12 protein-coding genes and 2 tRNA genes are annotated in these 11,934 nt (G+C 48.9%); 12 read left to right on the forward strand and 2 right to left on the reverse strand.

What is annotated here, in order from left to right:
- Nucleotides 1-386 precede the first annotated feature (386 nt).
- A complete protein-coding gene (locus LBJ25_06755) occupies nt 387-1,022 on the forward strand; it encodes a hypothetical protein (GenBank protein MDR1453654.1) in 636 nt (211 codons plus the stop codon).
- A gap of 66 nt (nt 1,023-1,088) precedes the next feature.
- Here LBJ25_06755 and LBJ25_06760 read toward each other — a convergent pair whose 3' ends face one another.
- A complete protein-coding gene (locus LBJ25_06760) occupies nt 1,089-2,312 on the reverse strand; it encodes an ATP-binding protein (GenBank protein MDR1453655.1) in 1,224 nt (407 codons plus the stop codon).
- 171 nt (nt 2,313-2,483) lie between these two features.
- Here LBJ25_06760 and LBJ25_06765 point away from each other — a divergent pair, with 171 nt between their 5' ends.
- From LBJ25_06765 to LBJ25_06790, 6 genes are all read left to right on the forward strand, one after another.
- The gene (locus tag LBJ25_06765; GenBank protein MDR1453656.1) at nt 2,484-3,593 is read left to right on the forward strand and encodes a DegT/DnrJ/EryC1/StrS family aminotransferase; all 1,110 of its coding nucleotides are present in this window, start codon (nt 2,484-2,486) and stop codon (nt 3,591-3,593) included.
- Complete coding sequence (locus LBJ25_06770; protein ID MDR1453657.1) at nt 3,593-4,525, forward strand: transketolase family protein; 933 nt, start codon at nt 3,593-3,595, stop codon at nt 4,523-4,525. Before LBJ25_06765 ends, LBJ25_06770 begins: the two co-directional genes overlap by 1 nt.
- Nucleotides 4,522-5,205, forward strand: coding sequence for an ATP-binding cassette domain-containing protein (locus tag LBJ25_06775; protein MDR1453658.1), 684 nt, complete (start codon nt 4,522-4,524; stop codon nt 5,203-5,205). Before LBJ25_06770 ends, LBJ25_06775 begins: the two co-directional genes overlap by 4 nt.
- Nucleotides 5,198-6,079: a permease-like cell division protein FtsX gene (gene ftsX / locus LBJ25_06780; GenBank protein ID MDR1453659.1), complete on the forward strand. Its 882-nt coding sequence runs from the start codon at nt 5,198-5,200 to the stop codon at nt 6,077-6,079. Before LBJ25_06775 ends, ftsX begins: the two co-directional genes overlap by 8 nt.
- A gap of 75 nt (nt 6,080-6,154) precedes the next feature.
- Nucleotides 6,155-7,621: a peptidylprolyl isomerase gene (locus tag LBJ25_06785; GenBank protein MDR1453660.1), complete on the forward strand. Its 1,467-nt coding sequence runs from the start codon at nt 6,155-6,157 to the stop codon at nt 7,619-7,621.
- Between the two features lie 18 nt (nt 7,622-7,639).
- Nucleotides 7,640-8,935 carry a family 10 glycosylhydrolase gene (locus tag LBJ25_06790; protein ID MDR1453661.1) on the forward strand — a complete coding sequence of 432 codons (1,296 nt, stop codon included), beginning with the start codon at nt 7,640-7,642 and terminating at the stop codon, nt 8,933-8,935.
- A 1-nt stretch (nt 8,936) separates the two neighbouring features.
- On the opposite strand, the gene LBJ25_06795 is transcribed toward LBJ25_06790, so the two are convergent.
- A complete protein-coding gene (locus tag LBJ25_06795) occupies nt 8,937-9,314 on the reverse strand; it encodes a hypothetical protein (GenBank protein MDR1453662.1) in 378 nt (125 codons plus the stop codon).
- 224 nt (nt 9,315-9,538) lie between these two features.
- Between LBJ25_06795 and LBJ25_06800 the strand changes: the two genes are divergently transcribed.
- The 5 genes from LBJ25_06800 to LBJ25_06820 all read left to right on the forward strand — a co-directional run bounded on the left by LBJ25_06800 (nt 9,539) and on the right by LBJ25_06820 (nt 11,905).
- Nucleotides 9,539-9,838 carry an RNA-binding protein gene (locus LBJ25_06800; protein ID MDR1453663.1) on the forward strand — a complete coding sequence of 100 codons (300 nt, stop codon included), beginning with the start codon at nt 9,539-9,541 and terminating at the stop codon, nt 9,836-9,838.
- A 253-nt stretch (nt 9,839-10,091) separates the two neighbouring features.
- Nucleotides 10,092-10,167: transfer RNA gene (locus LBJ25_06805), tRNA-Arg, on the forward strand.
- A 359-nt stretch (nt 10,168-10,526) separates the two neighbouring features.
- Nucleotides 10,527-11,189: a hypothetical protein gene (locus LBJ25_06810; GenBank protein MDR1453664.1), complete on the forward strand. Its 663-nt coding sequence runs from the start codon at nt 10,527-10,529 to the stop codon at nt 11,187-11,189.
- Entirely contained in the window at nt 11,179-11,745 is a 567-nt protein-coding gene (locus LBJ25_06815) for a hypothetical protein (protein MDR1453665.1), read from the forward strand. The genes LBJ25_06810 and LBJ25_06815 overlap by 11 nt, the downstream gene beginning before the upstream one ends.
- 87 nt (nt 11,746-11,832) lie before the next feature.
- Nucleotides 11,833-11,905 (forward strand) — tRNA-Met (locus LBJ25_06820).
- The last annotated feature ends 29 nt before the right edge of the window (nt 11,906-11,934 follow it).

Here is an 11,934-nt window from a genome sequence, read left to right on the forward strand (position 1 = left end):
TCAACAGGCCTAAGTAGGCCATTAGTAATGGCATATATATGCCATTACTAATGGCCTACTTAGGCCTGTTGAATTGGTTATAAAGAAAATGAAACGGATACAAATTACTTACGATAAAGTAGGTATATTTTACGGATTTGTGGGTATAATTTATATTATATGGGAGTGAGCATGTTTTTATTTGGTCAAAAATGTAGGAATTTATTCTCGGAATTTAATATTCCGCTGGATAATTATTGCTTAACAGTTATCCCCCCCCCCCCCCAGTATAGATAAGACTTCAGCAAAGCAAATATTTGTGAAACGAGGTGATGCCTATGGGTAAAACTTCGTTCTTGTGATTTGTGCGATGTATTTTTCAAAAAAAATAATAAAGGAGTAAAATTATGAGTAAAATATTTGGTGCGAATAATAATGTAGATTGGAGTAGCGTTAAAAATACAAACGCAAAGGAGGTGGAAAATAAGAACCCTTACTATAATAAGGATACGGGCAATATTATTTTAGTTGGCGACGCCCAGGAAAATTCAACAAGTATTGATCTAAGCCAAAATAAAGTAGAACAACATTGGGGCAACAATAACAATAAAGTCTACTATAAAACGCAAGGCAATACCTTAAATATTCAAGCGAGCAATGATTTGCCTAATAATATCAATAGTCCTAGCCCTGAAGTTGTAGATTCTTTTTCTTTGGCAGATGGCATACAAACAAATGGCCACAAGAAACTGATTATCACGGTCTTGAATAAGACAGGGAATTTTATTGACGATAACTGCATTGGTTTTGCTATAAAGGGAGACCACTCTGATGGTTTTTATCCTGAGGCGCCTATTGGCTGGAACATGCAAGGTGAGTTTATATCAACCAAGCAGCTGGGCGAAGGCTATGGCCGGCGCGCTTTATCCGTTGGCGACAGGCTTGAATTTGATATTTCTAATAGGTCTGAAATATATATTGGCGGAAAGGTTATTGCTGGCAATAGCGGCAGGCTGATATTTTCTTTTGAGCTGGCGGACTAAACTCGTGTGTCTTGGAGTCGGAGAGGTAAGCTTTTCCGGCTCCAGGGAGTGGTTTGAATATTCGGATCACTCCCACAAATTATTGATCGGCACGAGGTGCATATTGTCTTTGAAAGACATGGCCAGCTCTCCGGTATAAAGAACTATGCCGGAAAATTTTGCTCCGCGGTAGTTTCTGGCAAACCAGCGCAGGTTTTTGAAGTGTTCCTCGGTAAAACGCGAGCTGGCTTTGACTTCCACGCCGGTCAGTCCGGCGGGATGCTCAATAACTAAATCTATTTCGTGATTGTCATAATCACGGTAGTGATACAGGTTGATATCCGCTGATAGTTCGGCCTGCGCGGCGATTTGATTATACACAAAAGTTTCGATCAGATTACCCAGCTTATTGCTGTCTTGCAGCACATCGGCGGCCTGCCAGCGCAAAATAGCGGCCAGCAGCCCGGTGTCATTGAGATACAGTTTGGCCTGCCTGCCTATCCTGCCGCGGTCGGTCTTGCTCCAGGCCGGCACGATGTCGAGCAGATAGATGTTTTCCAGAATATTCAGATATTCGTCGACTGTCTGACGCGCTAGACCCAGCTTGGCGCGGATTTTATCTTTGTTCATGTAGCGGGAGGAATACGCGGCGGACACGGCAAATAATTCCCGCAAAGCTCTCTGGCGTTTGATTTGCGCAAAGTCTTTGAGGTCTTTTTGGATCAGTGTGTTGATGTAGTCTTTATACCAATCGCGGCTGTCGCGCTGTCCCAGCAATAACGGCTCCGGAAAACCGCCCCGCAAGGCCAGAGCGATTACTTTTTTCTTATTAAAGCCGGTGTTGCGGACGAAGTCTTTTTGGCGCAGTCTGGAAAAAAACCGTGCTGTCTGTTCCAGAATCTCGCCGTAAGCAAACGGTCTTAAACGGATATTTTTCACCCGTCCGGCCAGAGATTCCTGCACAGTTGGCAGGGCTTGAATATCCGCAGAACCGGTGATCAAGAATTGGCCGTACCGCGTGTTTACGTCGACCGCTTTTTTGATGGCCAGTAGCAGATCGGGAACCCTTTGCACTTCGTCAATGATCATGGTTTTTTTGGTGTGCTCGATAAATTCTTCCGGCTCGGCACGGGCCATTTTCAGCAGGGAATTGTCATCCAGCGTGCGATATTCGCAATCGCTGCTGACGATAGCTTGGGCCAGCGTGGTCTTGCCGCATTGTCTGGCTCCGGTCAGCAGCAGCACGCGCCTTTTTTTCAGCGCCTGCTTGATATTTTCTTCCTGCCAGCGGTGTTTCTTTTTGCGAGCCATTTTTATATTTTACACTAATCCGTAAAAATGTAAAGTATAAGTCCGTAAAAATGTAAAAAATGAAACAGTGAAAATGGCTGTCAGGAACGCCGAGTGAACGCATTGTTAAAAATCTTTCCCTGTCTTATACTATAAAAATATTATAAAAACTTTTGCCTAAAAGGAGTTAAGGTGCAGAATATCCCGCTGGTCAACGTCAAAGCCCAATTTGCGCAGATACAGGACGAAGCGGAAAAACAGGTTTTAGAGATTTTGCGCACTGGCGCGTATATACTGGGGCAGCACAATAAAACTTTTGAAACTGAACTGGCAGAATACGTCGGCGCGAAATACGCCATTCCGGTCAAGTCCGGTACGGACGCGCTTTTTGTCGCTTTGCGCGCGGCGGGCATACAGGCGGGCGACGAGATCATCACGACGCCGTTCACTTTTATTGCGACAGCTGAAGCGGCGCGTTATCTGGGCGCGGCGCCGGTTTTTGTGGATATTGAGCCGGAGTCTTATTGCCTTGACGTCAGCCAGATCGAGAAAAAAATTACGCCGAAAACCAAAGCGATTTTGCCGGTGCATCTTTTTGGCCATTCTGTGGATGTTGACGCGATCGAGGCAATCGCAAAGAAACACAATTTGCTGGTCATCGGCGATGCCTGCCAGTCCATCGGCACGGAGTACAAAGGTCGGCCGATCGGCGGCTTGTGCGCGGCGGAATGCTACAGTTTTTACCCGACCAAAAACCTGGGCGGCTGCGGTGAGGGCGGCGCGGTCACGACCAATGATCCCGAAATTGCTGACCGGGTGCGTATCCTGCGCGCGCACGGCATGCGGGAAACTTACCAGCACGAAACGATCGGCTACAATATGCGCCTCGATGAAATACAGTGCTGTATTCTGCGGCTCAAACTACAAAAATTAGCCGCCTGGACCAAACGCCGGCAGGAGATCGCCAAAATTTATAACGCGGCTTTTCAGAATGTGCCAGGCCTCCAGATACCGGTTGTCAAAAATTACAGCAATCACGTTTATCATCAATACGTTTTGCTGGCGGATAACCGCGAGGCTCTGCAAAAATATCTCAAAGACAACGGCGTGGGCACGGCCGTGCATTATCCCCTGCCGCTCAATCTGCAGGCCGCGTTTGCGGATCTGCATCTGCCAGCCGGTTCTTTTCCGATTGCGGAAAGTGTGGCAAAAAAGATTTTCTCCATACCGGTGTATCCAGAATTGACCGACGTGGAAGTCGCTTACATTATCGAAAAAGTCCAGGAAGGAGCGCAGCTTTGATGGCCGAAAAAGCCGCGACGAGAGACGCCTATGGCAAGGTACTGGTCGAGCTGGGCCGGGAAAATCCCGATATCGTGGTGCTGGACGCTGATCTTTCCGGCTCAACGCGCACGGCCTGGTTTGCCAAAGAATTTCCCGAACGTTTTTTCAACGCCGGTATTGCCGAGCAAAACATGATCGGCCTGGCGGCGGGTCTGGCGGTTTCCGGCAAGATCGCTTTTGCCAGCAGTTTCGCCATGTTTGCGACGGGACGCTGCTGGGAACAGATCCGCAACACGGTCGGTTATCCGCGGCTCAATGTCAAGATCGTGGCCAGTCATGCCGGTGTGACGGTTGGCGAGGACGGCGCCACGCATCAGGCTGTCGAAGATATCGCGCTCATGCGCTCTTGTTACAATCTGCGCGTGGTCGTGCCGGCTGACGCCGAGGAAACCAAAATGGTGATCCGGCAGGTGGCCGCAAGCGAGGGGCCTTTTTACGTGCGCTTGAGCCGTTCAGCGACTCCGGCTTTTTACGCGTCGGGCAAGTGTGATTTCCAACTGGGCAAAGGCTCGCTTATCCGCGAAGGCCGGGACGTGGCGATTGTGGCCTGCGGCATCATGGTATACGAGGCGGACAAAGCCTGCGAGCTGCTGGCCCAAGAGGGGATCTCGGCGCGCCTGATAAATATGGCTTCTGTTTGGCCGATAGACAAAGACCTGCTGGCGGAAACGGCTAAAAAATTCGGCAAGATTGTGACCTGCGAAGAGCATAGCGTGATCGGTGGCCTGGGTTCGGCGGTGGCGGAAAGTATCGCGGAGAATTGTCCCTGCAAAATAAAAATTCTGGGTGTCAATAAATCCTGCCAGTCCGGCCCGCCGGATGAATTGCTGAAATATCATGGTTTGACCGCTACGGATATTGTCAGCGCCGTGAAGCAAATAATGGCATGATCCGCACGGAGAAACTCTACAAGCTTTACGGCAACAATGCGGTGCTTAACAATGTCAATTTGCAGATTGGCAAAAGCGAATTTGTTTTTTTGATTGGCCCCAACGGCGCCGGCAAATCCACCTTATTCAAAACAATTTACCGCGCGGAGCTGCCGACCCGCGGCGATGTGCTGGTCGACGATCTCTCGGTGCCCAGTCTGCGCCGCTGGCAGATTCCGGTTTTGCGCCAGCGCATCGGTGTGATTTTTCAGGATTACAAATTATTGAAATATAAAACTGTTTACGAAAATGTGGCTTATGTGATGGAAGTGCTGGACAAGCCGCTAGAAAAGATCAAAAAACAGGTGCCGCAGGTGCTGGACCTGGTGGGGCTTTTGCGCAAAAAAGACTGCAAGCCGGCCGAGCTGTCCGGCGGCGAACAGCAAAAAGTCAGCATTGCCCGCGCGCTGGTCAACAACCCGCGCATTTTGCTGGCCGATGAGCCGACTGGCAATCTCGATCCGGACACCTCGTGGGAGATCATGCGGCTGCTGGATTTGATCAATGAACAGCGCCAGACCACCGTCGTGGTGGCCACGCATGACCGCAATGTGGTGGACACGATGCGCAAGCGCGTGATCAAAATGTCCGCCGGACGCATCGTGGAAGATAATATGCTGGGAAAATACACCGATGCTTAGACGCTGGGCTTATTTCAGCCGCGAGGCCTGGCAAAGTATTACGCGCGGCGGCTTGATGTCGCTGCTGGCGGCAAGCACCATCGCGCTGGCCATGTTTATTCTCGGAATTTTTTTGCTGGCCTTTTTTAATTTTTACAATTTGCTCGGCGCGCTAAATTCGCGGCTGGACATTATGGCTTACGCCAGACCGGCGGCTGGCGGCAACGATTTAGACCTGCTGAATATGACGATCTCCGATCTGAACGGCGTGAAAAAAGTGCAATTCATTGCCAAAGAAACCGCCTGGAGACAATTCAAGGAGTCGCATGCCAATCTGCAGCTGGATGATTTTCTGGAAGATAATCCGCTGCCCAATTCTTTCAAGGTGGAAGTGCACGACCTGTCTTATATCAATCTGGTCGCCAATAAACTGCGCGCGCTGGAAAATATCGAAGACGTGAGTTACGGCGGCGAGCTGGCCGAACGGCTGGCCTTGCTGATCAAAGTGCTGACCACTGGCGGCGTGATCGTGATCTTGGTGCTGATCGCTTCGACGCTGATGATCGTGGTCAATACTATCCGCCTGACCGTTGTCGCGCGCGAAAACGAGATCAATATCATGTCGCTGGTCGGCGCGTCGCGCAGTTTTATCAAATATCCGTTCATTGTTGAAGGTATGCTGATCGGTCTGCTCGGTTCGCTGGCGGCCATTGCCAGTTTGAAAGCCGGTTACGGGGCGGCCATTCTGCAAATGGAGAGGATCATGCCGTTCGTGCCGGTAAATTTAAAACCCACGGAAATCAATTTAGTCTTTTTGCTCTTGCTGGCCGCCGGAGTTTTTCTGGGCTGGCTGGGCGGCTACGTGTCGGTGTCGCGGTCTCTGAAAGCGGAATAATAAAGGCGGAGTAATTCTTAAACGAAAAACCAAAATAGTGTATACTTAAATTAGTTTAACTAAACGGGAGTTTCTATGCTGAATTTCATGCGGAAATACGCGGACAAAATAATTTGGATTTTAGTAATTGCTTTTGTGTTGTCGATCGGCGTGGTGAGCTGCACCGGCCGGCGGCGCGGCGCCAGCGCGGATACTCCGCAGCGGTCGCGCAATGCCAATACGCTGGCGACTATCAACGGCCAGGATATTGACGCCAGACTTTTTCTGCGCATCTACAATGGCAGCATCGCGGGTTTTCGTAGCGCCGGCCAGAGCGATATGATCGATCCCAGGATCGACGCCTATGTCGGTTATGCGGCGCTGATGCAGACGCTGGATGCCGGCAAGCGGCTGGATTATGCTAAGCGTTTAAAGATCAAAGTCGGCCGCGGCGAGATCAATCAGCAGGTGGAAGCGTTGAAGAATGCCTATCAGCTCCAAAACAATGATGATTTCAACAAATTATTGGAGGCGAACGGTCTCAAGTTGAAAGATTTAAAGCAGGATATTCGCCAGCAATTGATGCTGGCCAGGATCGACGACAGCATCAAGCGTTCGGTGGTCGTCTCCGACAGGGATGTGCAAAATCAATACAAAAGAGTCCGCGCGCGGCACATCTTGATTTCTTTCAACCGCTCGGGCTGGACAGACCAAACGGATGCCGAACGCGAGAAACTCGCGCGCGATCTGGCCGCCGGGGTTTACGATCAGCTGATGGCCGGACAGGATTTTGCGGAGCTGGCGCGGGAATATTCCGATGACGCCGGCAGCGCGGTGCGCGGCGGCGAGCTGGGCTGGTTTGGCGTGAATACGATGGTGCCGGAATTTGAGGATGTGGCTTTCAATCTCGAAAAAGACCAGATCAGCAAGCCGTTCCAAACACAGTTTGGTTATCATATTGTACAGACCGAGGAGATCGACCAGCAGGAAATCCCGCTCGACGTTGATGAAAAAGAGCTGCAGCAGCAGCTGCTGACGCAAAGACAGCAGCTGGCCTTGCAACGTTTTTACAACAAACTGCAGACCGAATACAAGACAGAAATTTTTTATCCGCCGTTCCAGGCTTATGATCTTAAAATGCAGGGCGAGCTGGACAAAGCGTTAAATCTTTACCGGCAGATCGGCGCGCAAAATCCGCAGTCACCGGTAGCTTATCTTTTCACCGCGGAAATTTACGAGCTGCAGCAAAAATATGCCGAAGCGCAGGCCGAGTATGACCGCGCGTTCTTGATCCAAAAATTAAACCCGGGCTGGAAAATCCCGTACCTGCATTTTTATCAAGCTGGTTTGTATGCCAAACAAAATAAAAACGCGCAGGCCGTCAAGGAATTGCAGCTGGCCGAAGCTCTGGTCTCGGACAATGTTCAGATTTTGGAGCGGATCAAAGATCAGTACACAGAATTGAAATCGTCGGCCAACGCGAATAAAGTCGATCTAAAAATTAAAGCTCTGCAGCGTTCCAGGATCGTGCCGACAGCTGACGAAACGGTGGAGTTTGATTAGGTGTTATAATAAGTTTTGATGCGTAAAATCTTTATAACATTTTGTCTGCTGCTGACCGCCGCTGTTTCCGCTGATTTTGGCGCCGAAACTGCCGCGGCTGAAACCCGCGCAAATTCTGCCGCGGCTTCCGGTTACGCCGAAACCCGCGCTGATGCCCGAGCGGCTCTCGGCTACGCCGAAACCCGCGCCCTTTGGGTGACCCGTTTTGAGCTGATCGACACGCCGAATATTCCCGAACTGGTCAGGCGCGCGGCGGAAGCTAATTTCAACACTTTGTTTGTGCAGGTTTGCGGCCGCGGCACGGCTTTTTACGATTCCAAAATTTTACCGAAAGACACTCAGGTCAGCCATGACGCGCTGGCGCTGGTCCTGGCCGAAGCCAGGAAATATAAGATCGGTGTGCACGCCTGGATCAACACGCTGTACGTTTGGTCTGACCCGGAGCCGCCGGCCTCGCCGGAGCATGTGGTCAATAAACATCCCGAATGGCTCATGACCCTGCGCGGCGACGCGCGCAATAAATATCTCGATCCGGCCATACCGGAAGCGCGGGAATATATCAGGTCAATTTATTTGGAAGTGGCGCGCAATTATGCGGTCGACGGCGTGCATCTTGACTATGTGCGTTACCCGGGCGCTGGCGCTGGTTTTACCGAATATTCACGGCAGACTTTTAAGCGGCTGTACGGTGTCGATCCTCTGGCGCTGCAGCAAAATAAAGAGATCGCGCTGCGTTTATTCGGCGAAAGCGAATATCAGCAGCAGATGGAACGCTGGGACAGCTGGCGGAGAGAGTCGGTCAATAGTCTGGTGCGCGGCATTTTTTACGAGCTGGCCGTAGCCGCGCCGCAGGTTATTTTGACCGCGGCGGTGCTGCCCGATCCGGACAGTGCGGCCAAAAATAATTTTCAAGACTGGGCAGCCTGGATGCGCGGCGGCTATATTGACGCGGTGGCGCCGATGATCTACGACCGTGACGCGAAAGTGGTGCAAAAACAAACTATCCGCGCCGCGGAATTGGCTGACGAGCACAGTGTGCCGGTTTTTATCGGCTTGGGCGCCTGGCGACGCTCATCGGATGCGATAGTGTCCGATGTGGAGTTTTTGCGCCGCGCGCGCCGGGAAATGAATTACAAATATTTGCGCGGTGTGATTTTATTTTCTTATGACGGCATCAAGAATGTGCCGAATTATTTAGAGCACATCAAGCGCCATGTTTTCACGGAATCTGCCGCGCAGTCTCCGCCCCGCGAAAAACGTTTTTTGTCCGAGGAAAATCCCTCGCTCAACTCTGGTGAACTTATTACCGGATAAATTAAAACATTACCTTGACGGCGAGCGTGTCCGTGTCACCCGGATTAACATTGTTTTCGTAAAAAGCCAGATCGCTGTTGGAGATCACGCGGTGATAGCAGGTGTGCGCGTATTCCAGCTCAAAATTGCCGTATTCAATGCCGGCGGAAGTTTTATAATCAGTGCGGTCCGGCAGGAAACCGACAACCTTATTGTCTCTATTGACTACAGTCTGTCGTACCATAGTCTTAATATCTCCGCCCACGAAAAACGGCCCAAAGTTGATGCGGGTGTCCACGCCCGCCATAGGCTGCCCTTCGTTTTCGCCGATATACAAGCGGGAAACTGAAGCCGTGGCCAGCGCTGGTAAAATGAGCAATAAGGCCAGAAGTTTTAACATAACCGTGCTCCTTAAACCCTTTCCCCTATATAAATTTATCGTAAGCGCGCGCTGATTGTTGCATGATTTTTTGGCGGCGGCGGCTCTTGCCAAAAAATAAAGGTGTGCTATGATATTGAATGTGCACGAGTTGGTTGCTTTTATTCCCTTACATTTGAATCTGTAAGTTCAGAGTTAAGCGTCTATAACTCGTGGGAAATTTTTAAGTTAAAAAGGAGAAAGAAATGGCAGAAAAAAAATTATACATAGGCGGTTTGGCGTATGCCACCACCGACGAAACGCTGAAAGCAGGCTTTAACGCGGCCGGAACAGTGGTTTCGGCAAAAGTTATCATCGACAGAGCGACTAATAGATCCAAAGGCTTTGGTTTTGTGGAAATGTCCACTCCCGAAGAAGCTACCAAAGCGATCGAGCTTCTCAACGGCAAAGAGCTTGACGGCCGTACCATCAAGGTCAGCGAAGCCCGTCCTCAAGAGCCCCGCGCTTCCCGCGGCGGTTTCGACGGCGGCAACAAAGGCTGGTAATTTACTAATAAAAGCCGGCGACAGCGATTCAAATGCCGCCGGTTGCATAAAATCCCCGAATAGTTTTTAATTGTGATTCGTTTTTACGTTTGCGCGCCCTTAGCAAACTTCGGTTGCTGCGCAACCTTGTTACTTGCACTTAACGTCGCCAGCAAGGCTGGCTTGTTAAGTTTGAGTCAATGGATAGAGCGCAAAGAAAAGAAAGAATTGTTATGAATCAAAACATACGATATACTATTTGCCTCTTTTTTGCGCGCCCTTAGCTCAATGGATAGAGCATCTGACTACGGATCAGAAGGTTAGGAGTTCGACTCTCTTAGGGCGCGCCAGTTTCTCAAAAAGATTGAAATTTTGTAACAGGAATATTGTTACTAATACAAGCGGTAGCTACTAGATATTCCCTAGTCGCTGCCACCCAGCCAAAAGCTGGGCGGTAGCACTAGGGAAAATACATGATAGAAGCACAACTTTTCTCGCTAAATTTTTCAAGCAAAAATGCTTATACATATATTTCTGCGATGCATACTCATATGCATAATGCCTCTTTTGCATCGTGCAAACGCACATGCACAACTCCATGCAAACCAAATCACGAGGGCGATTTATGCCCACAATAAAATACATTCGGCTGTACCTAGACACGTGGATAAAATACCGGCGTGTGATTTCGGCAGACAGGTTATGCAAGATGCTGGACGGCGTGGTCGATGTAAGTATGGGCATCGAAAATTTCACGCCGCAGGACGAAGCAGAAAAACAATTTTTCGCACATTTAAAAGAAAAATTAGCAGAAACTCAAAAGGTATATGCCGCAAAAATAAAGGCTATAAGTACCCGCTGGAACAATAAAAATGATGTTTTGAATGATACAAAAGAGGAATTGTGTATGATACAGAAAGAGGATTCTGTATCATACAAAAGTGATGTTTTGAATGATACAACCATAACCATAACCAATAACCATAACCAAATACATAACCAAAACCAAAAACTTGGTAATACTCATTCTGCTAAGGAGAGTGTGTGTGCGGCTACCGCCGCCCTCACACAAATCGAAACAGCAGCTGAAAACAATTCCTTAACAACCGAAATTCAAAAACCCTATAAATTCGTTCCGCCCACAATAGCCGAGGTTGCCCGTTACTGCTGGGAAAAAAAGTACTGGATAGACCCTATCGCCTTTGTGAACTTTTACGAAAGCAAAGGCTGGCTTGTTGGAAAAAATAAAATGAAAAAATGGAAAGCGGCGGTTGTTACCTGGCTTGGCCGCCAGACCAGAGAGCAAACAAACAAAGCATACAAAATGTTTCAAGAAAAATATCAAAAAGGGAGAGAAGCAAATGTCCGATAATTATTTTTATCAGCCAACAGTAAACAGCAAGGTGGACGAGCAGATCGCGCGGCTTGGAAAATTTTGCATCAAAAGCGGATTATCCAACGAACAGCAGGAAGAATATCAAAAAATTTTAAAAAACTTTGACGCTGATATTTTGGAAAAAGTTGTTGATGGTTATGTTTCCGATAATATTCCCTCGCGCGGCATGTTATCCATTTCCGAAATTATCAGCATGTATCACGCGGCTGATAAAAAAACCAAAACCGCGCCCGTAAAAAATTGTTTGTATTGCAAAACATTTGCCGGATATATTTTTGTTGAGCGGTGGAAAAATAATATCTTACGAAGCACATCTGTTTGCGCCTGTCCGTATTGTGAAGCCGGCAAACAAAAAAACAAACGTGAAAATGTTGCTTATTACAGCCCGAACGAAAATTATATTTTAGCTTTAACGTCCGAACTCGATTTTGCCGCAGCGCAGAACGATCGGCCAGACGGCCAGACTGAAACGCCCGCGCAGCTTGATTTTGGCGGCGAGGTAAAACAGCTTGCTGAAAATTTTAGTTTTTGAGAAAGGAGAATAAAAAAAATGGGAACGCCGAGATTGTTAAATAAACGCAAACTAGCGCAGGCAGAAAAAGATTCAAGAAGGTTTTCGGCGCGTATAGCTCAATCGGTAGAGCGGGCGGCTCATAATCGACAGGTTGCAGGTTCGATCCCTGCTACGCGCACTCGGAAAATCCGCGTCGCCGGAGAACTG

Source organism: Candidatus Margulisiibacteriota bacterium (assembly GCA_031268855.1).
Taxonomy (GTDB): Bacteria; Margulisbacteria; Termititenacia; order Termititenacales; family Termititenacaceae; genus Termititenax.

What these genes read in the sequence shown, in the direction of transcription:
- LBJ25_06770 (MDR1453657.1), top strand. Translation starts at nt 3,593, where the DNA reads ATGGCCGAAAAAGCCGCGACGAGAGACGCCTATGGCAAGGTACTGGTC.
- ftsX (MDR1453659.1), top strand. Translation starts at nt 5,198, where the DNA reads ATGCTTAGACGCTGGGCTTATTTCAGCCGCGAGGCCTGGCAAAGTATT.
- LBJ25_06790 (MDR1453661.1), top strand. Translation starts at nt 7,640, where the DNA reads ATGCGTAAAATCTTTATAACATTTTGTCTGCTGCTGACCGCCGCTGTT.
- LBJ25_06810 (MDR1453664.1), top strand. Translation starts at nt 10,527, where the DNA reads ATGCTGGACGGCGTGGTCGATGTAAGTATGGGCATCGAAAATTTCACG.
- LBJ25_06815 (MDR1453665.1), top strand. Translation starts at nt 11,179, where the DNA reads ATGTCCGATAATTATTTTTATCAGCCAACAGTAAACAGCAAGGTGGAC.
- LBJ25_06760 (MDR1453655.1), bottom strand. Translation starts at nt 2,312, where the DNA reads ATGGCTCGCAAAAAGAAACACCGCTGGCAGGAAGAAAATATCAAGCAG.
- LBJ25_06785 (MDR1453660.1), top strand. Translation starts at nt 6,155, where the DNA reads ATGCTGAATTTCATGCGGAAATACGCGGACAAAATAATTTGGATTTTA.
- LBJ25_06755 (MDR1453654.1), top strand. Translation starts at nt 387, where the DNA reads ATGAGTAAAATATTTGGTGCGAATAATAATGTAGATTGGAGTAGCGTT.
- LBJ25_06795 (MDR1453662.1), bottom strand. Translation starts at nt 9,314, where the DNA reads ATGTTAAAACTTCTGGCCTTATTGCTCATTTTACCAGCGCTGGCCACG.
- LBJ25_06775 (MDR1453658.1), top strand. Translation starts at nt 4,522, where the DNA reads ATGATCCGCACGGAGAAACTCTACAAGCTTTACGGCAACAATGCGGTG.
- LBJ25_06800 (MDR1453663.1), top strand. Translation starts at nt 9,539, where the DNA reads ATGGCAGAAAAAAAATTATACATAGGCGGTTTGGCGTATGCCACCACC.